This window comes from Leclercia sp. M50 (assembly GCF_037150775.1).
GTDB lineage: Bacteria > Pseudomonadota > Gammaproteobacteria > Enterobacterales > Enterobacteriaceae > Enterobacter.
Map to the genome: position 1 here is coordinate 35,819 of NZ_JBBCPK010000016.1, position 22,822 is coordinate 58,640.

Consider the following 22,822-nt stretch of genomic DNA (forward strand, 5'->3'; position numbering starts at 1 on the left):
GCGCCCGCGCAGGTTAAGTTTCCCGGTATCGGCTGAGCAACCATTTCTCTCGGCCCTCCAGAATCCTTTGTGATAAAACTCACTTTTTTTAAACAATTACATCATTAGTTGATAACAATCCTCTACTATGAGCGGTGTCATTTTGCGCAGAGGTAGAGATGAAAGACGTCGTGATAGTGGGTGCATTGCGTACCGCAATCGGCTGTTTCCAGGGAGCGCTCTCACGCCACTCGGCGGTTGAGTTAGGCAGCGTGGTGGTTCGCGCGCTGGTGGAGCGAAGCGGCATTGAGGGACACGAGATAGACGAAGTGATCCTCGGTCAGGTGCTGACCGCAGGCGCCGGGCAAAACCCTGCCCGCCAGGCGGCGCTGAAGGGAGGATTACCCAATACCGTCTCTGCCATCACCATCAACGACGTGTGCGGCTCCGGTTTGAAGGCGCTGCATCTGGCGACCCAGGCGATCCAGTGCGGCGAAGCCGATGTGGTGATCGCGGGCGGCCAGGAGAACATGAGCCGTGCCCCGCACGTGCTCACCGACAGCCGTACCGGGGCGCAACTGGGCAACAGCCAGCTTATCGACAGCCTGGTGCATGACGGGCTGTGGGATGCCTTCAACGATTACCATATGGGGGTCACGGCAGAGAACCTGGCGCGTGAATATGGCATCTCCCGTGAGCTGCAGGACGCCTATGCCCTCAGTTCCCAGCATAAGGCCCGGGCGGCCATCGACGCGGGCCGTTTTCGCGACGAGATCGTACCGGTTGTCGCCCAGAAGCAGGGCGGGGAGAACCTGCTGGTGGATACAGATGAACAGCCGCGCACCGATGCCAGCGCAGAGGGGCTGGCGCTGCTGAACCCTGCCTTTGAGCTCACCGGGTCGGTCACCGCCGGGAATGCCTCCTCGATTAATGACGGGGCCGCCGCAGTGATGATGATGAGCGAGAGCAAAGCCGAAGCGCTGAATCTGCCGGTACTGGCGCGCATCAAAGCCTTTGCCAGCGTGGGTGTTGATCCCGCCTTAATGGGGATCGCCCCGGTTCACGCCACGCGCCGCTGTCTTGAACGGGCAGGCTGGCAGCTGGCGGATGTGGATTTGATCGAAGTGAACGAAGCCTTTGCTGCCCAGGCGCTGTCGGTGGGCAAAATGCTGGAGTGGGACGAACGCCGGGTGAATGTTAACGGTGGAGCGATCGCCCTGGGTCACCCCATTGGCGCATCGGGCTGCCGTATCCTGGTCTCACTGGTGCATGAGATGGTAAAACGCGATGCGCGTAAAGGGCTGGCTACGCTGTGTATCGGCGGCGGACAGGGCGTGGCGTTGGCTATAGAAAGATAATTCGCGTTGATATATATCAATCCAAATAAGCCTCCGATCCCGGAGGCTTATATGTTTGTGAGCTTCATCATATTTTTACCTCCTGTCAGTAAAATCTCAATTATCCGCAAAATAGTTAACTTATTCCTTGAATCGCTAATAACGATTTAGTGTGATCGCGATCCTTTAAATTCCCCTTAAAAGTCAACATTTGTTGATATTGCTCACGGCTGGGTTTGCCAAAAAAAATGAAACAGATAATTACGATCGAGATCACTAAAATTACGTTTATTAAAAAATAAAATGCAATTCCATAAAAACGAAACATCATTTTAAACGAGGGTTTTTCCATGTTTAAGAAATCTCTGGTCCTTGCTTCACTTATTGGCGCTTCTTTCGCAGCTCAGGCTGTCACCGTGGATCTGCGTCACGAATATATCGATAGCGGCTCGAACGCCGACCGTGTTTCGGTTTCGCACCGTTTCGAAAATGGCTTTGGTTTCTCTGTAGAAGCAAAATGGAAATCTGGCGGCGATAAAGCTGACCAGCCATTTGCGGACGTGGTGGGTAACGGCCATGAAGATCAGATTAGCTGGCGCTGGAAAGCGAACCAGAACATTGCGTTAACACCAGGCTTTACGCTCGAAAGTAAAGACAGCTTCACCATTTATAAACCCTATCTGCACGCGCAATATAGCTTCGATAATGGCTTCTATGTGGCTGCCCGTTATCGCTATGACTACACCCGTTATCCGTCAAGCGCGAATAAAGACGACGATAAAGTTAACCGTGGCGACGCCTGGGTTGGTTGGGTAATGGGCGACTGGCGTACCGAGCTGAACTACGTATACGCGAAAAGTACAGAAGGGAATATTCGTAACAACAATAAAGATTACTCCCAGGAATATAACGTTAAGCTGGCGTACAAAATTGATAAGAACTGGGCTCCGTATGGCGAAGTGGGTAACGTTGGTGTGAAAGACACCGATGAGCGTCAGACCCGTCTTCGTGTCGGCGTAGCTTATTCATTCTAATAATAAGCAATACCTCCGGGATAAACCGGCTCTCAGGAGCCGGTTTTTTTGCGTCTGTAATGTATTATTTTTGCGGTTTATGCCTTTTCAGCGGATAAAAAAAAGCCCTCCATAAAGGAGGGCAAGGCCAGTTACAGGAACACAAACACAAACATTATTCTCGCAACATTTCTGGTTGCTCAGGAAGCTTCGCAATATAGAGAGCAGGTTTGCCATCTTTATCGGAACTAAACAGCACCGCTTTATCATCCGGGGTAAAGGAGGGGTGCGGGTGAGTGACCTGACGGCTGTTTGCCACGGTTGCCCAGGAGGTATCGTGACGCGCGATACGGAAATACGCCTCTTTCGCCACGTCGAATGCATAAAGATACGGATCGTTATCGATGGTATAGCCGCTGGTATCTTTCACATCGACCGGCGTACCGGAACCATCACCGACCAGCAGCGTGCCGTCAAAGTTACTCATCAGGTGTGAACAGGCAGGCATCTTCATGACCGCGCGGTTCTCACCGGTATCCGGATTGAAGCTATACACGGTACGGCCTTGCTCACCTTTCAGGTAAGAGACATAGACCAGCGCTGAGCCATTCGGTACCCAGAATTCATGGGTGCAGCTTTCGCCTTGGGCGTGCTCTTTCACCTTGCGAACGTTGCTGCCGTCTTCGTTGACCATCCACATACGGGCATCCACCAGATCGTGCGGGCCTTCATGACAGAACGCGACGGTACTGTCGTCAAACGGACGGTAAATCGGGTGGCCCAGCCAGTTCTTCTCTTCATGGATTACGCTGCTTTCACCGGTCTGCAGATCGACCCTCAGCAGGCGGCAGTGTGGGCCTTTATGGAAGAAGTCGTGGAAGATTTTCCAGTCGTTGAGCGGCGTCCAGTCGCTCTTCGCAATTTCGATGCCCACCAGTTTGGTGCAGTCGCTGTTGGCCACCCAGGTGCCATAGCCGACCCAGTCGTCGCTGACGCGATAGACTTCACGCTCCTCTAGGGTGGTCAGATTGACTTCCCGCAGGGTGCGATCATTCTTAACGTAATAGAGGGATTTATCATCCGGTGAGAGGAAGCCGCCAAAGGTGTTATCGCCTGCGCCTTCGGTTAACTGCACCGCTTCGGCGTTTTTCAGATCCAGCAGATAGTAGTTCCAGTGGCCATCGAATTCACCCGCAAACAGCAGGTGGCTGCCATCGTTGAAAAAGCACTTTTGATAGAAGTAGTTACGGTGACAGGTAACTTCAGGGGGGGTCAGGCGGGTCACTTCCACGCCTGTATCCGGATCGCGGCTGACCTCATAGTTCAGTTTGACCCGCATACCTTTTGCCATGATGCGCTCCTTGAATTCGACGGCAGGATCGCGCCTGCGGTCCGATCGGTAAATATGAGTTTAAAAACTGGGTGTTAAAATATCAAAACAATGTTTCACTGTGTGTGACTGGTGGCGCACTTCTGAAGGAAAAGCGTGCTGATTCATCAATATGATTAATTTTGTTCAGTTTTTTCTCATGACCTCATCCATTTTTTATTTTTTTATAACCTTTTGTTTAATATAAAAAATAACTGACTGGATTTAAAAAAATAATCTAAGAAAAGCTTGTCAACTCCCTGACAATCGTGATCGGAACTACAGTTTTGAGATTATCATACAGAAAAAGTGAAACATCGTTTTGAATGTAATTGAAAACCTATTTCACAGCAGATAATATGTGCTCATCATGAAAACGGAACACCGTTTTGTTAATTATCCAGGCCGTCGCGGCCGATAAATTCTGGAGGTTAATGTGGAAGTCAGACAAAGCATCCACAGCGCGCATGCAAAAACGCTGGATACCCAGGGTCTGCGTGATGAGTTTTTAGTTGAGAAAGTGTTTGTCGCAGATGAATACACCATGGTGTACAGCCACATTGACCGCATCATCGTTGGCGGCATTATGCCAGTTGCCAAAACGGTTTCTGTGGGTGGGGAAGTGGGCAAGCAGCTTGGCGTCAGCTTCTTCCTGGAGCGTCGCGAGTTGGGCGTGATCAACATTGGCGGCCCGGGCACCATTACCGTTGACGGTCAGTGCTATGAGATCGGCCATCGCGATGCGCTGTACGTCGGGAAAGGCGCACAGGAAGTGGTATTTGCCAGCGTCGATAGCAACAAACCGGCGAAGTTCTACTACAACTGCGCCCCGGCACATACTACCTACCCAACCAAAAAAGTGACCCCGGCAGACGTTGCTCCGGTCACCCTGGGTGACAACCTCACTAGCAACCGCCGCACCATCAACAAATACTTCGTTCCAGATGTGCTGGAAACCTGCCAGCTCAGCATGGGCCTGACCGAGCTTGAGCCAGGCAACCTGTGGAACACCATGCCGTGCCATACCCACGAGCGCCGCATGGAAGTGTACTTCTACTTCAATATGGAAGAAGACGCCTGTGTATTCCATATGATGGGTCAGCCGCAGGAGACACGCCATATCGTGATGCATAACGAGCAGGCGGTCATCTCTCCAAGCTGGTCTATTCACTCCGGCGTAGGCACGCGTGCCTATACCTTCATCTGGGGCATGGTAGGTGAAAACCAGGTCTTCGATGATATGGACCACGTTGCCGTTAAGGATCTGCGCTAGTCGCGGACAGTTAAGCATAAACTTGCCTGTTCGTTCAGGCGCTGAAAGACTAAGGATAAAAAATGATTCTGGATGCATTTTCTTTGCAAGGTAAAGTTGCGGTTGTGACCGGTTGTGACACTGGCCTCGGTCAGGGCATGGCGTTGGGGCTGGCAGAAGCGGGCTGCGACATCGTGGGGATCAACATCGTTGAGCCGCAGGAGACCATCGAGCGTGTAACCGCGCTGGGCCGTCGTTTCCTGAGCCTGACCGCTGACCTGCGTAAGATCGACGCTATCCCTGAGCTGCTTGACCGTGCGGTTGCGGAATTCGGTAAAATCGACATTCTGGTGAACAACGCCGGTCTGATCCGTCGTGAAGATGCGATCAACTTCAGCGAGCAGGACTGGGATGACGTCATGAACCTGAACATCAAGAGCGTATTCTTCATGTCTCAGGCGGCGGCGAAGCACTTCATCGCGCAGGGCAACGGCGGCAAAATCATTAACATCGCCTCCATGCTCTCCTTCCAGGGCGGCATCCGTGTGCCTTCTTATACCGCTTCCAAGAGCGGCGTTATGGGCGTAACCCGTCTGCTGGCGAACGAATGGGCGCAGCACAACATCAACGTAAACGCCATTGCGCCGGGCTACATGGCCACCAACAACACCCAGCAGCTACGTGCTGACGAAGAGCGTAGCGCAGCTATCCTCGAGCGTATCCCTGCGGGTCGTTGGGGTCTGCCAAGCGATCTGATGGGGCCGGTGGTGTTCCTGGCCTCCAGCGCATCTGACTATATCAATGGCTACACCGTAGCGGTTGATGGCGGCTGGCTGGCGCGTTAATACCTGCTCAGGTCAAAAACCTCTGCCCCAGGGCGGAGGTTTTTTTTGACCTGGATAAGCCATTGTCCATATTGCAAAAATAGAAAAATCCATAAGCATTTTACGAAAATTGCATGGATCACACATTTAATTTCTATAAATCAGTGAGTTAACAATAATTGAGTAATTTTCACGCTTGTTTTAAAGTGTAATGTCCATCACAGTTCGAACCTTGCTAGCTGAAAAATCCATATTTTCACGTTATACGACCTGACACATTTTTAGGGTTTCTCGTAATTTCGATTAACGTCTTAAGCTGTTCAGGCAGGAAAATATGACATCTATAAATGACTCTACCTTTATGCCCCGCGCCCTTCGTGATACCCGAAGGATGAACCTGTTTGTTTCTGTGTCCGCGGCGGTAGCCGGTTTACTGTTTGGGCTGGATATCGGCGTCATTGCCGGTGCGTTACCCTTTATCACCGATCACTTTACGCTCAGCAATCGACTGCAGGAGTGGGTGGTGAGCAGTATGATGCTGGGCGCAGCCGTGGGAGCCTTGTTCAATGGCTGGCTCTCATTCCGCCTGGGCCGAAAATATAGCCTGATGGTGGGAGCCATTCTGTTTGTGGTCGGCTCATTGGGTTCCGCATTTGCCACAGGCGTTGAAGCGTTACTGCTTTCTCGCGTGCTGCTGGGCGTGGCCGTGGGTATTGCCTCCTATACCGCCCCCCTTTATCTGTCAGAGATGGCGAGCGAGGACGTGCGCGGCAAAATGATCAGCATGTACCAGCTGATGGTGACCCTCGGAATTGTGCTGGCCTTTCTTTCTGATACGTATTTCAGCTACAGCGGCAACTGGCGCGCCATGCTGGGTGTACTGGCATTACCGGCAATATTGCTGATTGTGCTGGTGATTTTTTTGCCCAACAGTCCACGGTGGCTGGCGCAAAAAGGGCGACACGTCGAGGCGGAAGAAGTGCTGCGGATGCTGCGCGATACCTCTGAGAAAGCGCGTGAAGAGCTGAACGAGATCCGCGAAAGCCTCAAGCTTAAACAGGGGGGCTGGTCGTTGTTCAAAGTCAACCGCAACGTGCGCCGTGCGGTATTTCTCGGCATGCTGCTGCAGGCGATGCAGCAGTTTACCGGCATGAACATCATCATGTATTACGCGCCACGTATTTTTAAAATGGCCGGATTCACCACCACCGAGCAGCAGATGATCGCCACGCTGGTGGTGGGGCTGACCTTTATGTTTGCCACCTTTATTGCAGTATTTACCGTCGATAAAGCGGGCCGTAAGCCTGCCCTTAAAATTGGTTTCAGCGTGATGGCGCTGGGGACGCTGATTCTGGGCTATTGTCTGATGCAGTTTGATAACGGTACGGCGTCCAGCGGCTTATCCTGGTTGTCCGTGGGTATGACGATGATGTGCATCGCCGGTTACGCGATGAGTGCCGCGCCGGTGGTGTGGATCCTCTGCTCAGAAATTCAGCCCCTGAAATGCCGCGACTTTGGGATCACCTGTTCCACCACCACTAACTGGGTGTCGAACATGATCATTGGCGCCACCTTCCTGACCCTGCTGGATGCGATCGGCGCGGCGGGAACCTTCTGGCTTTATACGGTGCTGAACGTGGCATTTATTGGCATCACCTTCTGGCTGGTTCCGGAAACGAAAGGCGTCACCCTGGAGCACATTGAGCGCAAGCTGATGACAGGGGAGAAGTTACGGAATATTGGGGTATAGCAGATTGCCCGGCGGCGCTTGCCGGGCATGGGGTTTTGTAGGCCGGGTAAGGCGTAGCCGCCACCCGGCTTTTTGTTGCAGCAAGCCTGATACGGCAACGCCCGGAGGCGCTTCGCTTGCCGGGCCTACGGGGTCAAATGCTGTGATTCGTAGGCCGGGTAAGGCGCAGCCGCCACCCGGCTTTTTTGTTGCAATGAGCCTGATGCGGCAATGCCCGGCGGCGCTTCGCTTGCCGGGCCTACGGGGTCAAATGCTGTGATTCGTAGGCCGGGTAAGGCGCAGCCGCCACCCGGCTTTTTTGTTGCAGCAAGCCTGATGCGGCAACGCCCGGCGGCGCTTCGCTTGTCGGGCCTACGGGGTCAAATGCCGTGATTTGTAGGCCGGGTAAGGCGTAGCCGCCGCCCGGCTTTTTTACACCCGGGCGAGATAGAGCGCCGGCATCCCTTCTTCGTCGGAGGTATAGAGCACCCACTGATTATCCGGTGAAAATGACGGATGCGGATGGGTCACCTGGCGGTCGCCGTCGAGCACTTTCCAGCTGGTGTTGTGCTGGCAGATGGCGGTTTGCGTGCCTTTGGCAATATCGAACACCCAGATAAAGGGATCGTTCAGGCTGATATTGCCGGTGTTGTGTGGCGCACCGTCGCCGACGATCAGCGACCCGTCGTGGTTACTCATCAGATGGGAGCAGGGCGGGATCGCCATCAGCTGGCGATTTTCCAGGGTGGCGGGATCGGCGCTGAACAGATAGCGCTGAGGATCGTTCTCCTTGTGCGCCACGTAATAGAGCGCGGAGCCGTCCGGCACCCAGAACTCGTGGGTAAAACTCTCCCCCTCAGCATGCTGGCGCACCTTGCGCAGATTGCTGCCATCCTCGTTAATCAGCCACATGCGGGCGTCGATCGCATCCCGAGGCCCTTCGTGACAAAACGCCACGGTATTATCGTCAAAAGGACGGTAGATCGGGTGTCCGAGCCAGCGCTTTTCCTGCAAAATCACGCGGCGTTCGCCGGTTTGCAGGTCGATATTGATCAGGCGGCATTCCGGGTGGGTAAAGTAAAACGCGCGGAATTTGCTCCAGTCGGTGAGCGGCTGCCAGTCGCTTTTTTTAATCTCGATACCTACCAGCTTCGTGCAGTCCGAGTTCGCCACCCAGGTACCGTAGGCCACCCAGTCGTCATCGACCTCATAGACCACATACTCCTCCAGACTCCCGAGGTCGACGCGCCGCAGTTCGCGGCTGTTTTTCAGATACCACAGCGAGCGATCGTCCGTGGAGAGGAAGCCGCCAAAGGTGTTATCTCCGGCACCCTCGGTAAGCTGGATCGCCTGCTGCTGCGCAATGTCCAGCAGGTAGTAGTTCCAGTGGCCCTCAAAGGCGCCGCCAAAGATGAGCTTGCTGCCATCACGGGTAAAACATTTTTGATAGAAGTAGTTACGGTGACAGATGATGTGCGGGGGCGTCAGGCGGATCACCTCGTGTCCGGTTTCACTGTCCTGACGAGGTCGAAAACGCAGGGGAATGATTTTTCCTTTCATAGTATGTTCCTTCAGATAAAAAAATACCCCACCGCATAACGGTAGGGTATTGATAACGTATGGGAATTAGCGCATTGCGCGTTTCAGGATACGTTCAGCCTGACGCTGGAAGTCAGCGGCTGTCTCTTCAACGGTTTTCTGGCCATAGTCGATGTACTGCAGCGAGGTACCGAACTGTGCCACGATCTGCGGGTCATCAAAGTATGGCGACACAGAGAGTTTCGCTGGCAGAGACTGCGCCAGACGCAGACCCGCAACCGCCGGATCGTCCTCTTTGATAGCGCCATTTTCGGTCAGGTATTTCACCGCCACTTTGCTCAGCGGTACGCCACGCTCCAGGCCCAGCGTCTCAACACCTTCTTTGCTGTTCAGCAGGAAGTTGATCACTTTCGCGGCCGCTTCCGGGTTCTTGGTCGATTTACCGATAGAGAGCATCTGTGCTGGCTTGAAGAACAGACCCGCATCGGTTGCACCCGGCAGCATTGGGTAGCTGCCCAGCTCCAGCTTCGCTGGTGGCTTCAGGTTGTCGGAATATTTTTTGATGGTGGAGTTCCACATATAGGTGCCGCCCCATTCACCCTCGATCCACGGCTTCATCTCATACATATTGCTCTTACCGAACGACGCATAGTACTTGGTGTCCGGCATGACATGGCTGTCGATCAGCTTTTTATAGGTCTGGAAGAACTCAACCCACTGCTCTTTGGTGTAGGAGAATTTTTTCGCCTTCTCGTCCACCGCCGGGATGTTGTACTTCTGGATCATGTAGGAGTTCAGCAGCGCCAGGGTATCCTGGTGCTCGAGAATAACCGGGTAGTACTGTTTACCCAGTTTGCTCTCGAAGGCTTTACCCGCTGCCATCAGCTCATCCCAGGTTTTCGGGTATTCGACGCCCGCTTTTTTCCAGGTTTCATCGTTGAAGTAGAAGACGCGCGCGGTCACGGAGATCGGAATACCGTTCAGCTTGCCGTTGACCGTGGTCGTCTGCAGCTCTTTTGGATCGAACTGGGACAGATCGATCACATCCTTCATTTTGTTCAGGTCGTAGAAGCCGTCGCCGGTTTTAGAGAAGATCGGCAGCCAGTTCCAGTTAGTCTGCATCACGTCCGGCTCGGTGCCGCCCGCAATCTGCGTGGTCAGACGCGAGAGGTGACCATCCCAGCCGGTGTATTCCGACTTCACGTTAATGTCCGGGTGCTGTTTGTGGAACTCTTCCAGGGCTTTCAGCGTGACCTGGTGACGGCCATTGCCGCCCCACCAGGACATACGCAGATCGGTGCTGTCCGCAGCAAAAGTGGGTAGGGCACTCATTCCAAAGGTAGCGGAGATAACGGCGCTTAAAAGCACTTTTTTCATTTTTATAACTCCATTAAAGAGAGATGTTCTGTTCAGTTTTTGCGTCAAAAATATGACACTTATTCATATCAAACTTAAAGTAAACCTTACGGTGAAGGCCCTTGTTGATCATGGGTTTAGCTTCATCGGAAGGAATTCGGGCTGTCAGTTCGTACTCGCCAACTTTCAGGTAAACAAAGAATTCATGGCCCATATTTTCGGCGCGGACCATCTCACCGGTGCAGCAACCTTCAGCGAACGGCTCATCGGAGATAGAGACAAAATCAGGGCGAATGCCGTAGAAAATCTCCTTATCCGCGTGACCGGCCACTTTCTCTTTTAGCTCAGGGCTTAACGGCATGGTCTGGTTGCCGATGGTCAGAGCCAGTTGACCCTCCTGTTGCACCAGCTTGCTGGCGCGGATGTTCATCTCCGGTGAGCCGATAAAGCCCGCGACGAACATGTTTTTCGGTTTGTGATACAGGTTGTCCGGGGTATCTACCTGCATGATGTGGCCGAGCTTCATCACGCAGATGCGGTCGCCCATGGTCATCGCTTCGGTCTGGTCGTGCGTCACGTAGACGGTGGTCGCCGGTTTGCCGGAGGCCTTCAGCTGCTTGTGCAGATCCGAAATACGGATACGCATCGAGGCACGCAGTTTGGCGTCGAGGTTGGAGAGCGGTTCGTCGAACAGGAACACGTCTGGCTTTTTCACAATCGCACGGCCGACGGCCACACGCTGCGCCTGACCGCCCGAAAGCTGACGCGGCAGGCGGTCGAGCAGCTCTTCCAGCTCAAGGATTTTTGCCGCTTCGTTCACCTGGGCCTCAATCTGCGCTTTAGGCAGCTTGCTCAGCTTCAGGCCGAAGGCGAGGTTTTCCCGCACGGTCATGTGTGGGTAGAGCGCATAGTTCTGGAACACCATCGCAATCCCGCGCTCTTTTGGCGCGAGGTTGTTAACGATTTTATCGCCGATACGCACTTCACCGCCGCTGATGGTCTCCAGACCGGCCAGCATACGCAGGGTAGTGGACTTCGCGCAGCCGGAAGGGCCGACGATGACCATGAACTCACCTTCAGCGATTGAAAGGTCGATAGCATGTACCGCTTTGAAGCCGTTGGAGTAGACCTTTTCCAGTTTGTTGAAAATCACTTCAGCCATGATATTTCCCTCTTAACCTTTAATTCCGCTGCTGGTTACGCCCTGTACGAAGTAGCGCTGTGCCAGGAAGAAGACAATGATGGATGGCAGAATGGAGATGCTCGCCATTGCCAGAATTTCGTTCCACGGCGCCCCTTCGGTGACGTCGATGGACATTTTCAGAGCCAGTGCAATCGGGTATTTATCCACGCTGTAGACATAAATCAGCGGCCCGATAAAGTCGTTCATTGACCACATGAACTGGAACAGTGCCACGGAGATAATGGCCGGCTTCAGGATTGGCACCACCACGTACCAGAGCACCTGAATGGAGTTACAGCCGTCAATCTGCGCGGCCTCTTCCATGTCACGCGGTACGCCGCGCAGGAACTGGATCAGCATGAAGACGAAGAACCCTTGCGTGGCGAAGGCCAGCGGCAGGTAGAGCGGCATATAGCTGTTCAGCATGCCCATTTCACGGAACATCAGGTACTGCGGGATCAGCAGTACGGTGCTTGGCAGCAACATGGTGGTAATCAGCGTCGCGAACCAGAACTTCTTCCACGGGATCTCGAAGCGGGCAAAGCCGTACGCCACGATGGTGGAGGAGATAATGGTCAGGATCACTTTCGGGATCACATACTTAAAGGTGTTCAGCATGTAATGGCCGAAGTTGTACTCGGTACCGGTTTTCCAGCCGTTTACAAAGCCGTCCCAGGTGGCGTGTGCGGGCCACAGGCTGAGGGTGGTGAAGATCTCGTGGTTCGGTTTGAACGACGCCGAGAACATCCACACCAGCGGATAGAGCATCAGCAGGCCAACAAACAGCAGGATCACATAGCGAATGGTGGCGCTAATTTTTTCACGACGCTGGGTACGCGCCACTTCACGCTCTGCGATACTTCTCGCCGTGGAGAGTTGTTGAATATCAGCCATTTTTGCCTCCCTTATCGGCGGAGTAGAAGACCCAGTATTTCGAAGACTTAAAGGCGATAGCGGCAAAGACAGCGACCACCAGGAAGAGGATCCAGGCCAGTGCAGCGCCGTAACCCATGTCAAAGTACTTGAATGCGGTATCGTAGATGTAGAGTGAGAACAGGTAGGTGGAGTAGGTTGGTCCACCGCCGGTAATAACATACGGACCGGTAAATTCCTGGAACGCCTGGGTGGTCTGCATAATGAAGTTGAAGAAGATAACCGGCGTGATCAGCGGCACGGTCACTTTCATGAACATCTGCCATTTGGAGGCACCGTCAATCATCGCCGCTTCGTACTGCGACTGCGGCACGTTCTGCAGGGCAGCCAGGAAGATCACCATGGCAGAGCCGAACTGCCAGACGCGCAGCAGGGTCACGGACATCAGCGCCAGTGAGGGTTCGCCCAGCCAGTTCACCGGGTCAAAACCAAATACGCCAATGAAGCTGTTCAGCAGGCCATCAATCGCGAACAGGGCACGCCACAGAACGGCAATCGCAACGGAGCTGCCGAGAATAGACGGAATATAATAAGCGGTACGGAAGAAGCCGATGCCGCGCAGTTTAAAGTTCAGAACAAACGCAATACCTAGCGCAAAGGCCAGTTTTAACGGGATAGTCAAAAATACGTAGGCAAAGGTTACGCCCATGGATTTCCAGAAGAGGGTATCTTCCGTAAACATGTAGCGATAGTTTTCTACGCCGTTAAATACGGGCGGGCTCATCAAATCGTACTCAGTAAAACTGAGGAAGAAAGATGAGACAAAGGGGAAGGCGGTGAAGAGTATCAACCCAATTATGTAGGGTGATATCCAGGCTAGCCCCAGCATCTTGTTTTCATTCATACATACCTACCTGGTAATTAATGGTTTAAAACGGAATCTGCCCGGCTCTGCCCGCTTAACAGCAAGCGAACAGCGGAATGCGTCTGGTGCGAAATTTCACGGCGGTATCTCCTTTTACCTGTTTGTGAGTGCCGGTAATGCCGGGCCTGTCCTGCCCGCTAAGCAATTTTTTAAAACTTATGAACCACCGTTTTCAATTTGTAAAACGTCGTTTTAATTTATTTTATTGTGATTTAAATCCACGTCATTCGATAAATAGTGGAAATGTGATCAAGGTCGAAACAGCGTTTCAATAAGGTGAGATGGGTGGCATTTTTATCGGTAGGCGCGAAAAAATGAGGGTAGAGGATCGGCTAAACGGAAGACTTTACTCAGCTATTCTGGGAATTATTGATGGCAGATACAAACTACTAATATTTGTAGCAAAAATGTAACGCAGGCCTGAAGGTAGCGAGGATATAATTAACTTGTTGAATGATTTTTCGCGAAAATAAAGCGAATTGCACTTAAGCAAAAAAAGGCGATGCCCGCGCATCGCCTTATTACTTTATTTGAGGAAGTCTTCACGAACCGGCGTGAAGGTATCCAGCAGCGTACCCGGTTTCAGGCAAACGCAGCCGTGCATAATATGCGGCTGTTTATAAAGGGTATCCCCGGCGGTCACCACATGCTTTTCTTCGCCGATGGTAAATTCGAACTCACCGGATAAAACATAGGTCAGCTGCTCATGGGGATGATTATGCATTGGGCCAACGGCGCCTTGCTCAAAATTGACCTCTACCGCCATCATTTTGCCGTCGTGCGCCAGAATACGGCGCGTCACGCCATTACCCAGATCTTCAAGCTGTGTCTCTTTGTGGAAAATAAACATGCTCATGTCCTGTTATATAGTGAAACATCGTTTCATTTAATTTATCCCAGAGCCAGCTAAAAGGAAATGTTGAACCAGAGAACTGGAAACTCGATCACAAGTTTGCTTCACTGGTTGAAACCGGAAAGGAGAGCAAGATGAAAACGATTGGCCTGTTAGGAGGAATGAGCTGGGAGTCTACCATTCCCTATTATCGTCTGATCAACGAAGGGGTAAAACAGCGCCTGGGGGGATTACACTCGGCCAGCCTGCTGCTGCACAGCGTTGATTTTCATGAAATCGAAGCCTGCCAGTCCAGCGGCGACTGGGAAAAGGCGGGAGAGATCCTGGCAGAGGCAGCACTGGGCTTGCAGGGTGCCGGGGCGCAGGCCATTTTGCTCTGCACCAACACCATGCACAAAGTCGCTGAGCAGATTGAAACCCGCTGTTCCCTGCCGTTCCTGCATATCGCCGATGCCACGGGCCGGGCGATTACCGCGGCGGGCATGAACCGCGTGGCGCTGCTGGGTACGCGCTATACCATGGAGCAGGATTTTTACCGCGGGCGGCTGACGGCGCAGTACGGCATCGAGAGCCTGATCCCGGACGAGGCGGACCGGGCCCGGATCAATCAGATCATCTTTGAAGAGCTGTGTCTCGGCACCTTTAGCGAGACGTCACGCCAGTACTATCTCAGCGTGATCCGCAAGCTCGCCGATCGCGGGGCGCAGGGGGTGATCTTTGGCTGCACCGAGATTGGCCTGCTGATCCCGGCGGATGAAAGCCCGATCCCGGTGTTTGATACCGCCGCGATCCACGCCGCCGATGCGGTGGAATTTATCCTTTCGTAACGGGCGAGGCTAAAAGCTCTTCCAGCGGGTCGGTGATCGCCGCCAGCCCCTGTTGCAGATGCGCGCTGAAAGCGTCCACCAGCGCCGAGGCCGGGCGGTGCAGCGGGCGGATCAGGCTCACCGTAAACGGCACCGAGAGACTGAAGCGGCGAATAACAATCCCGCTGTCGGCATAATCCAGCGCCGTCAGCGGATTGACCACCGAAATCCCCACCCCCGCGCGCACCATTGCACAGATGGAGGCCGCGCTGTGCGTCTCCACCACCATGCGTCGCTTCACCTGATGCTCGGCAAAAAGCTGGTCCAACAGCTGCCGGTAACTGTCGGTGCGCGACAGGCTGATGTAGTTCTGCCCCTGAAAATCACCCGGCGTCAGCACCGCTTTTGCACCAAGGGGATGGCTGGCGGGCAGGACGCATACCTCATCTAATGACAGCAGCTCGTGACGCGCGGTGCCCGCTGGGGTGGCGAGGGTTTCGGTCAGACCAAGATCGTGGCGCTGGGCCGACAGCCACTCCTCCAGCAGGGGCGACTCCTGGGGCACGATGGTCAGGTTCACGTCCGGGTAGCGGGCAAGAAACGGCTGTAGCAGGGCGGGTAAAAATGACTGGGAGAAGACCGGCAGGCAGACGACGGAGAGCTCGCCCTGGCGAAACTCGCGCAGGCTGTCGGCGGCGCTGACGATGCGGTCCAGCCCGTACCAGGATCGCTGCACCTCTTCGAAGAGCCGCAGCCCCTGCACCGTAGGGTGTAGCCGCCCGCGGGTGCGCTCGAACAGCGTCAGGCCGATCACCTTCTCAAAGCGCGCCAGCTCGCGGCTCACCGTCGGCTGCGAGGTGTGCAGCAGACGCGCGGCTTCGGTCAGGTTCCCGGCGGTCATCACCGCGTGGAAAATCTCAATATGGCGTAAATTCACAGCGGGCATGGCAGCAACCTGGTTGAACATAATCCATATCATTTTTGCATAGAGTGGCGATAAAACGATATTTTTTATTCTCTTCGCGCTGTGGCGTAATCATAAAAAACGTATTCCCGGAGAGCACCATGCCACGCCCGCTGAACAACACCGATACCGATCTCAATGCCGACAATTTGCTGCGCCTGCCCGCCGAGTTTGGCTGCCCTGTCTGGGTCTACGACGCGCAGATCATTCGCGACAAAATTGCCGCCCTGCATCAGTTCGACGTGGTGCGCTTTGCCCAGAAAGCCTGCTCCAACATCCATATTCTGCGCCTGATGCGCGAGCAGGGCGTCAAGGTCGACTCCGTGTCGCTGGGTGAAATCGAGCGTGCGCTGGCGGCGGGATACGATCCGAAGATCGACAGCGATGCGATTGTCTTTACCGCTGACCTGATCGACAGCGCGACGCTTGCCCGGGTGCATGAGCTACAGATCCCGGTCAATGCCGGTTCCGTGGACATGCTGGAGCAGCTCGGTCAGGTGTCGCCGGGCCACCGCGTCTGGCTGCGGGTTAACCCGGGCTTTGGTCACGGCCACAGCCAGAAGACCAACACCGGCGGCGAAAACAGCAAACATGGTATCTGGTACAGCGATCTCCCTGCGGCACTGACCGTACTGCAACGCTATAACCTGAAGCTGGTGGGCATTCATATGCATATCGGCTCCGGCGTGGACTACGGCCATCTCGAGCAGGTGTGCGGCGCCATGGTGCGCCAGGTGATTGAGTTTGGTCAGGATCTGGAGGCGATCTCTGCGGGCGGCGGGCTGTCGATCCCCTATCGTGAAGGGGAAGAGGCGATCGATACCGATCATTACTACGGCCTCTGGAATGGCGCGCGGGATAAAATCGCCGCGCATCTGGGCCACGCGGTAAAACTTGAGATCGAGCCGGGGCGTTTCCTTGTCGCCGAGTCGGGCGTTCTGGTGTCGCAGGTGCGCAGCGTGAAGGCGATGGGTAGCCGTCATTTCGTACTGATTGACGCAGGCTTCAACGATCTGATGCGCCCGGCCATGTACGGCAGCTATCATCACATTTCGGCGCTGGCTGCCGATGGCCGCGACTTATCTCAGGCCAATCTCGTGGAGACGGTGGTGGCCGGGCCGCTGTGCGAATCCGGAGATGTGTTTACCCAGCTGGAGGGCGGAAAAGTGGAAACCCGCGCGCTGCCGCCGGTCGTGCCGGGGGATTATCTGGTGCTGCACGATACCGGCGCATACGGCGCGTCTATGTCGTCTAACTACAACAGCCGCCCGCTGCTGCCGGAAGTGCTGTTCGATAAGGGCGCGGCGCGCCTGATCCGCCGTCGCCAGACCATTCAGGAACTGCTCGCCCTCGAACTGTTCTGATCGCACCAGGGTCCCGTCGCCACCGAATCGCGTAACACCAGCGTGCCGGTGAAGGGCGGGATCGCTTCGATCGGCTCGTTTTTTACCAGCCGGATGGCCTGATCGATAGCGGTAGTGATCATGTTGTCGATGGGCAGGTAGACGGTAGAAAGCCCCGGCTCCAGCCACTTCGCACACGGTGCGTCATCGAAGCCGAACAACGACACATCCTCTGGAATGCGCAGCCCGGCCTGGTGCAGCGCCTTCGACGAGCCCAGCGCCATATCGTCGTTACAGGCAAACAGGGCGCTGAACACCACCTTCTCATTCAGCAGCTCCTGACACAGCTCGTATCCGCGCGTCATCCCCGAATCGCCATACTTCACCCGGCTCTCATCCCAGGGAATACCGTGCTTCTCCAGCGCCTTGCGATAGCCCGTCAGCCGCGCCTTGCCGGTAGGGGTGTGGATCGGCACGGTTATGCAGGCGATCTCCCGGTGCCCCTGGCTTATCAGGTACTCCACCGCGTTGAAGGCCGCCTCCTGCTGCTCGAAGAAAACGCAGCGCTCCCGCGCCTGGCTGACGTCACGGTTGATCACAATAAGCGGCATCTGCACGCTGTTGATGAGCTTCATGATCGCTTTTTCGCTCATGTAGCGGGTGTAGAGCACGATGGCATCGCACTGGCGATCGGCCAGCATCTGCACCGCTTCCTCTTCCCGCTCCGGGGTGTCGTGACCGTCGGTGACAATCAGCTGCTTCCCGTGCGTTTCGGTCTGTCTTGAGGCCTGTTGCAGCAGACGACCAAAGTAAAAACCGTCAAAGGTTGAGACCACCAGACCAATGCTGTTGCTGGTCCGGTTCGCCAGCGATCGCGCCAGGAAATTGGGGCGATAGCCCAGCTCTTCCATCGCGTTAAAAACCTGCTGACGGGTGCTCTCTTTTACCTGACCTGTGCCGTTCAGTACGCGCGACACGGTGGCTTTCGACACGCCCGCACGCAGTGAGACATCCAGCATTGTTGCCATTCGTTATTCCTGCTTCCACGTTATGCACGGAAGTTTATCACAGACGTTCAGGGGCATAAGCCGGGCGGGAGGGTGAAACCCCCACCACGATCACGCTTTCTGGCAACAGATGAGGGAGTAACGACAAGTGGCATACCAAAGTGGTGATAATTCATACTCCGGGATACCTCTGGCGGCGTTGGGAGCTTAATCACAGAACAAATCTTCACCAGAAGCTATTTTTGGTATGCCAATAGAAGCCGGCTGAACACCTAAATCCCAATAAAGGCCCTTTTACTGAGGTATTACCCCATGGCATTACAGGAAAAACTGATCAACTCTCTGGGCAGTTTCGCCACGAAGTTCAACAGTTATCGCTATATCATGGCGATAAAGTCCGCCTTCATCACCCTGATGCCGGTCATCATTGTTGGCGCATTTTCGGTGCTGATATCCAACATGGTGCTGGATCCGAAAAACGGCTTAGCCAGCTTTCAGTCGCTTTCGTTTCTCGCCACGCTGAAACCGATCACCAGCGCCCTGAACTACGCCACGCTCAACTTCCTCAATATCGGGGCCGTGTTCCTGATCGGCATTGAGCTGGGGCGCATCAACGGTATTAAGTCGTTGTTCCCGGGACTGCTGGCGGTGATCTGCTTTATCTGCGTCACTCCGACTACCGTTGAGATGATGGTCGATGGCGAAATGCACATGGTAAAAGATGTGCTCCTGCGCCAGTTCTCGGATACCCGTAGCCTCTTCCTCGGCATGTTTATCGCCATCCTGTCGGTGGAGATCTACTGCTGGCTGGAGGGGCGTCCGGGATTGAAAATCAGGATGCCGGACACCGTGCCGCCAAACGTCTCGGCCTCGTTCTCGGCCCTGATCCCGGCGATCATCACCACTACCACCATCGCCACCTTCGGCTTTGTCTTCCATCAGCTCACCGGCATGTACCTCTACGATGCGGTATACCAGGTGGTGCAGCAGCCGCTTGAGCGAGTGGTGCAAAGCCTGCCGGGGATCCTGCTGCTGATGTTTGTGGCCCAGCTCTTCTGGGTGATAGGGATCCACGGCAACCAGATGATCAAGCCGATCCGTGAGCCGCTGCTGCTGGGAGCGATCACCGTCAACATGAGCGCCTTTGAGCAGGGCAAAGAGATCCCGAACATCATCACCATGCCGTTCTGGGATGTCTATATGAGTATCGGCGGCTCGGGTCTGACCATCGGCCTGCTCATCGCGGTGATGATCGGCACCAAACGCAAAGAGATGAAGGAGATCGCCAAGCTCTCCATCGGCCCGGGGATCTTTAACATCAACGAGCCGGTGATCTTCGGTATGCCAATCATGCTCAACCCGATTCTGGCGATCCCGTTCATCATCACCCCGCTGGTGACCGGCACTATCGGCTACTTTGCCACCGTTACTGGCTTTGCCGGCAAAGCGGTGGTGATGGTGCCCTGGACCACGCCGCCGCTGATCAACGCCTGGCTCTCTACCGCCGGGTCGATGGGCGCGGTCGTAACCCAGCTGGTCTGTATTATCACCGCCGTGCTGATCTATCTGCCGTTTGTGAAGATCGCCTCCCGCCGGGCAGAGCAGGCCGCGCAACAGGCCGCGAACCAGGAGGCGACGAATAACGCATGAGCATTAAACAGATGACTATCCCCGAGGGGTTTATCCTTGGGGCCGCGGCCTCCGCCTGGCAAACCGAGGGCTGGAGCGGCAAAAAAGCCGGGCAGGATTCCTGGATCGATCTCTGGTACAAAAACGATCGTCAGGTGTGGCACAACGGCTACGGCCCAGCGGTCGCGACTGACTTTATCAACCGCTTCCGTGAAGATGTGGCGCTGATGAAGCAGGCCGGGCTGACCCACTACCGCACCTCCATCAACTGGTCGCGTTTTCTTACCGACTACGAAAACGCCACGGTGGACGAGGAGTACGCTGCGTATTACGACGCCCTGTTTGCCGAGATGCATCGTCAGGGCATTGAGCCGATGATCTGCCTTGAACACTACGAGCTGCCGGGTACGCTGCTGGAAACCTACGGCGGTTGGGCGTCGAAGCATGTGGTCGAGCTGTTCACCCGCTATGCTGAAAAGGTCTTTGCCCGCTATCACCACGTGGTGAAGCGCTGGTTTACCTTCAACGAGCCGATAGTGGTGCAGACCCGGGTATACCTCGACGCCCTACGCTGGCCCTATGAGCAGAACACCCATACCTGGATGCAGTGGAACCACCACAAAGTGCTGGCGACGGCGAAGGTGGTGAAGCTGTTCCGCGAAAAAGGCTACAGCGGCAGCGTAGGCTGTATCCTCAATCCGGAAGTGACTTATCCCCGCTCCCGGGCCGCCCACGACATCAAGGCCGCGGAGATCTACGATCTGTTTTACAACCGGGTGTTCCTCGATCCGCTGGTGCATGGGCGTTATCCCCAGGAACTCTTCACCCTGCTGGAAAAACACCAGGTGCGGTGGGAGTACAACGACGACGAACTGGCTCTTATTGCGGAGAACACCGTCGATGAGCTGGGGATCAATCTCTATTACCCGCACCGGGTGAAGGCGCCGTCCCGGGCCTGGCATCCCGAGACACCGTTCCATCCGGCATACTACTACGAGCCGTTTGACCTGCCGGGGCGAAGGATGAACCCCTCCCGCGGCTGGGAGATCGCCCCGCGCATCATCTACGACATGGCGATGCGCATCAAAAACGACTACCGCAATATCGACTGGTTCGTGGCCGAAAGCGGGATGGGGGTGGAAAACGAAGGCCAGTACCGTAACCGCGATGGCATCATCGAGGACAGCTACCGCATCAACTTCATCAGCGAGCACCTTTATTACACGCTGCTGGCGCGGGAGGAGGGAGCCAACTGCCACGGCTACATGCTGTGGGCCTTCACCGATAACGTCTCGCCGATGAACGCCTTTAAAAACCGCTACGGCCTGATTGAGATCGATCTGGCGGACAACCGCGCCCGACGCCCAAAAAAATCGGCCAGCTGGTTCCGGCAACTGCGCGATAAGCGCGTGCTGACCCTGACCATTGATGATGAATGGAAGTAGGCGAAGAGTGCGACGCTTCTGGTAACATAGGGCACAAACTGGCCGGGAAGCTGCCCGGCCCGCGCATTAACTCTTAGTACAGGTGATAACGTGGATAAGGCTGTCGTCCCGGCGGAAAAGAAGCAGTACCAGGAGATTGGCGAGGATTTACGCGCCCAGATCGTCCAGGGGCACTATCCCGTGGGCTCACGTCTGCCGCCGGAGCGCAACATTGCGGAAACCTACGGCGTCAGCCGTACCATCGTGCGGGAGGCGCTGCTGATGCTGGAGCTACAGGGCACCGTGGATATTCGTCAGGGTTCCGGCGTCTACGTGATGCGCATTCCTGAAGAGCATGAGAACGAGGAAGAGCGCTTCTTTCACAGCGACGTCGGCCCGTTCGAGATTTTGCAGGCGCGCCAGCTGCTTGAGAGTAACATTGCCGCCTTTGCTGCGAAGATGGCGACCCGGGCGGACATCGATAACCTGCGCCGCATCATCGAGCAAGAGCAGCGGGCGATCGCCGCCAACGATAACAGCCAGGACAACAACAAGATGTTCCATCTGGTGCTGGCGGGGGCAACGCAGAATCAGATGCTGCTGGCCACCGTCGAAAGCATCTGGCATCACATGGACAGTAGCCCGCTCTGGCAACAGTTCAACGCCCATATCGCCAGCCGGGCGTATCGCCTGAAGTGGCTGGGCGACAGACAAACCATCCTCGCCGCCCTGCGCCGTCGCGACGTCATGGGCGCCTGGCAGGCCATGTTTCAGCATCTGGAAAATGTCAAAAAGAGCCTGCTGGAGCTCTCCGACGAGGATGCCCCGGACTTTGACGGCTATCTGTTTGATTCGGTTTCCCTTTTCCAGGGGAAACTGATGTGATTATTCAACCGCTGTACGCGGCTCCGCAACATGCGGAGCAGGTGATTGACTGGCTGTGGCAGGCCTTTGGCGACGGTGTGCCTCGGAGGTTTTTTACAAGCGTCGTGACCCACAGCCAGACCCCCGGTGCGCTGCCGCTCACCTTTATTGCTACCGAAGGGAAACGCCTGCTCGGCACGGTGGGGTTATGGCGCTGCGACCTGATTACCCGTCAGGATCTCCATCCCTGGCTGGCGGCGCTGTATGTGGACGACGCGGCGCGCGGACAGGGACTGGCGGGGAAATTACAGCAGCATGTTCAGCGCTACGCCGCAGAGAGCGGCTTTAGCGAACTGCATCTCTGGTCTGCCTGCCGCGATTTTTATGAGCGCTACGGCTGGCACTATATCGGCGACGGACTGGAATACCCGGACAAAACCGTCCACCTCTACCGCTACTCGCTGGCGGACTCTGCCGGCGGCACAACGGAGTGACGGCGCACCAGCGTCGGGCTAAACAGGTGGGTGATCTCCGGCGGCTGGCGTTTATCCGC

General features: G+C 55.3%; 21 protein-coding genes. 11 read left to right on the forward strand and 10 right to left on the reverse strand.

The features are described from left to right. Positions 1 to 158: 158 nt before the first annotated feature. Both WFM46_RS06090 and WFM46_RS06095 read left to right on the forward strand, forming a co-directional pair. A complete protein-coding gene (locus WFM46_RS06090; protein ID WP_103176858.1) occupies positions 159 to 1,337 on the forward strand; it encodes an acetyl-CoA C-acetyltransferase in 1,179 nt (392 codons plus the stop codon). 329 nt (positions 1,338 to 1,666) lie between these two features. Further along, positions 1,667 to 2,350, forward strand: a complete 684-nt coding sequence (locus tag WFM46_RS06095) for a porin (protein WP_103176857.1) — start codon at positions 1,667 to 1,669, stop codon at positions 2,348 to 2,350. A gap of 154 nt (positions 2,351 to 2,504) precedes the next feature. Here WFM46_RS06095 and WFM46_RS06100 read toward each other — a convergent pair whose 3' ends face one another. After that, entirely contained in the window at positions 2,505 to 3,680 is a 1,176-nt protein-coding gene (locus WFM46_RS06100; RefSeq protein ID WP_336997251.1) for an oligogalacturonate lyase family protein, read from the reverse strand. A gap of 454 nt (positions 3,681 to 4,134) precedes the next feature. Here WFM46_RS06100 and kduI point away from each other — a divergent pair, with 454 nt between their 5' ends. From kduI to araE, 3 genes are all read left to right on the forward strand, one after another. After that, positions 4,135 to 4,971, forward strand: a complete 837-nt coding sequence (gene kduI, locus WFM46_RS06105; RefSeq protein WP_114385818.1) for a 5-dehydro-4-deoxy-D-glucuronate isomerase — start codon at positions 4,135 to 4,137, stop codon at positions 4,969 to 4,971. A 62-nt stretch (positions 4,972 to 5,033) separates the two neighbouring features. Next, on the forward strand, positions 5,034 to 5,795 hold the full coding sequence (gene kduD / locus WFM46_RS06110) for a 2-dehydro-3-deoxy-D-gluconate 5-dehydrogenase KduD (RefSeq protein WP_103176854.1): 762 nt from the start codon (positions 5,034 to 5,036) through the stop codon (positions 5,793 to 5,795). A 295-nt stretch (positions 5,796 to 6,090) separates the two neighbouring features. Beyond that, positions 6,091 to 7,524 carry an arabinose-proton symporter AraE gene (gene araE, locus WFM46_RS06115; RefSeq protein ID WP_255410821.1) on the forward strand — a complete coding sequence of 478 codons (1,434 nt, stop codon included), beginning with the start codon at positions 6,091 to 6,093 and terminating at the stop codon, positions 7,522 to 7,524. A gap of 411 nt (positions 7,525 to 7,935) precedes the next feature. Here the strand turns inward: araE and WFM46_RS06120 are convergent, their stop codons facing one another. The 6 genes from WFM46_RS06120 to WFM46_RS06145 all read right to left on the reverse strand — a co-directional run bounded on the left by WFM46_RS06120 (position 7,936) and on the right by WFM46_RS06145 (position 14,229). Then, positions 7,936 to 9,063: an oligogalacturonate lyase family protein gene (locus WFM46_RS06120; protein WP_336997252.1), complete on the reverse strand. Its 1,128-nt coding sequence runs from the start codon at positions 9,061 to 9,063 to the stop codon at positions 7,936 to 7,938. A 66-nt stretch (positions 9,064 to 9,129) separates the two neighbouring features. Further along, the gene (locus WFM46_RS06125; RefSeq protein WP_336997253.1) at positions 9,130 to 10,419 is read right to left on the reverse strand and encodes an ABC transporter substrate-binding protein; all 1,290 of its coding nucleotides are present in this window, start codon (positions 10,417 to 10,419) and stop codon (positions 9,130 to 9,132) included. A 13-nt stretch (positions 10,420 to 10,432) separates the two neighbouring features. Continuing rightward, the gene (locus WFM46_RS06130) at positions 10,433 to 11,560 is read right to left on the reverse strand and encodes an ABC transporter ATP-binding protein (protein WP_103176850.1); all 1,128 of its coding nucleotides are present in this window, start codon (positions 11,558 to 11,560) and stop codon (positions 10,433 to 10,435) included. 12 nt (positions 11,561 to 11,572) lie between these two features. Then, positions 11,573 to 12,475, reverse strand: coding sequence for a carbohydrate ABC transporter permease (locus tag WFM46_RS06135; RefSeq protein ID WP_103176849.1), 903 nt, complete (start codon positions 12,473 to 12,475; stop codon positions 11,573 to 11,575). Further along, complete coding sequence (locus WFM46_RS06140) at positions 12,468 to 13,358, reverse strand: carbohydrate ABC transporter permease (protein WP_103176848.1); 891 nt, start codon at positions 13,356 to 13,358, stop codon at positions 12,468 to 12,470. The genes WFM46_RS06135 and WFM46_RS06140 overlap by 8 nt, the downstream gene beginning before the upstream one ends. Positions 13,359 to 13,905: 547 nt before the next feature. Further along, positions 13,906 to 14,229 carry a cupin domain-containing protein gene (locus tag WFM46_RS06145; protein WP_039029883.1) on the reverse strand — a complete coding sequence of 108 codons (324 nt, stop codon included), beginning with the start codon at positions 14,227 to 14,229 and terminating at the stop codon, positions 13,906 to 13,908. 137 nt (positions 14,230 to 14,366) lie between these two features. On the opposite strand from WFM46_RS06145, the gene WFM46_RS06150 reads away from it, so the two are divergent. After that, positions 14,367 to 15,059 (forward strand): aspartate/glutamate racemase, encoded by a 693-nt coding sequence (locus tag WFM46_RS06150; RefSeq protein WP_103176847.1) that lies wholly within the window; start codon positions 14,367 to 14,369, stop codon positions 15,057 to 15,059. Here the strand turns inward: WFM46_RS06150 and WFM46_RS06155 are convergent. Continuing rightward, the gene (locus WFM46_RS06155; RefSeq protein ID WP_159339820.1) at positions 15,046 to 15,984 is read right to left on the reverse strand and encodes a LysR family transcriptional regulator; all 939 of its coding nucleotides are present in this window, start codon (positions 15,982 to 15,984) and stop codon (positions 15,046 to 15,048) included. The two genes, WFM46_RS06150 and WFM46_RS06155, sit on opposite strands and share 14 nt — an antisense overlap. A gap of 119 nt (positions 15,985 to 16,103) precedes the next feature. On the opposite strand from WFM46_RS06155, the gene lysA reads away from it, so the two are divergent. Beyond that, positions 16,104 to 17,366, forward strand: coding sequence for a diaminopimelate decarboxylase (gene lysA / locus WFM46_RS06160; RefSeq protein ID WP_103176845.1), 1,263 nt, complete (start codon positions 16,104 to 16,106; stop codon positions 17,364 to 17,366). Here the strand turns inward: lysA and WFM46_RS06165 are convergent. Beyond that, a complete protein-coding gene (locus WFM46_RS06165; RefSeq protein WP_180209068.1) occupies positions 17,336 to 18,373 on the reverse strand; it encodes a LacI family DNA-binding transcriptional regulator in 1,038 nt (345 codons plus the stop codon). The two genes, lysA and WFM46_RS06165, sit on opposite strands and share 31 nt — an antisense overlap. Before the next feature lie 291 nt (positions 18,374 to 18,664). Between WFM46_RS06165 and WFM46_RS06170 the strand changes: the two genes are divergently transcribed. The 4 genes from WFM46_RS06170 to WFM46_RS06185 all read left to right on the forward strand — a co-directional run bounded on the left by WFM46_RS06170 (position 18,665) and on the right by WFM46_RS06185 (position 22,763). After that, on the forward strand, positions 18,665 to 20,002 hold the full coding sequence (locus tag WFM46_RS06170) for a PTS sugar transporter subunit IIC (protein ID WP_103180976.1): 1,338 nt from the start codon (positions 18,665 to 18,667) through the stop codon (positions 20,000 to 20,002). Further along, positions 19,999 to 21,426, forward strand: coding sequence for a glycoside hydrolase family 1 protein (locus tag WFM46_RS06175; RefSeq protein WP_336997254.1), 1,428 nt, complete (start codon positions 19,999 to 20,001; stop codon positions 21,424 to 21,426). Before WFM46_RS06170 ends, WFM46_RS06175 begins: the two co-directional genes overlap by 4 nt. Before the next feature lie 90 nt (positions 21,427 to 21,516). Continuing rightward, positions 21,517 to 22,290: a GntR family transcriptional regulator gene (locus WFM46_RS06180; protein ID WP_103180974.1), complete on the forward strand. Its 774-nt coding sequence runs from the start codon at positions 21,517 to 21,519 to the stop codon at positions 22,288 to 22,290. Continuing rightward, complete coding sequence (locus WFM46_RS06185) at positions 22,287 to 22,763, forward strand: GNAT family N-acetyltransferase (protein ID WP_336997255.1); 477 nt, start codon at positions 22,287 to 22,289, stop codon at positions 22,761 to 22,763. Before WFM46_RS06180 ends, WFM46_RS06185 begins: the two co-directional genes overlap by 4 nt. Here WFM46_RS06185 and WFM46_RS06190 read toward each other — a convergent pair. Next, positions 22,724 to 22,822: hypothetical protein (locus WFM46_RS06190; RefSeq protein WP_336997256.1), on the reverse strand; the 99-nt coding region annotated here is incomplete at its 5' end. The two genes, WFM46_RS06185 and WFM46_RS06190, sit on opposite strands and share 40 nt — an antisense overlap.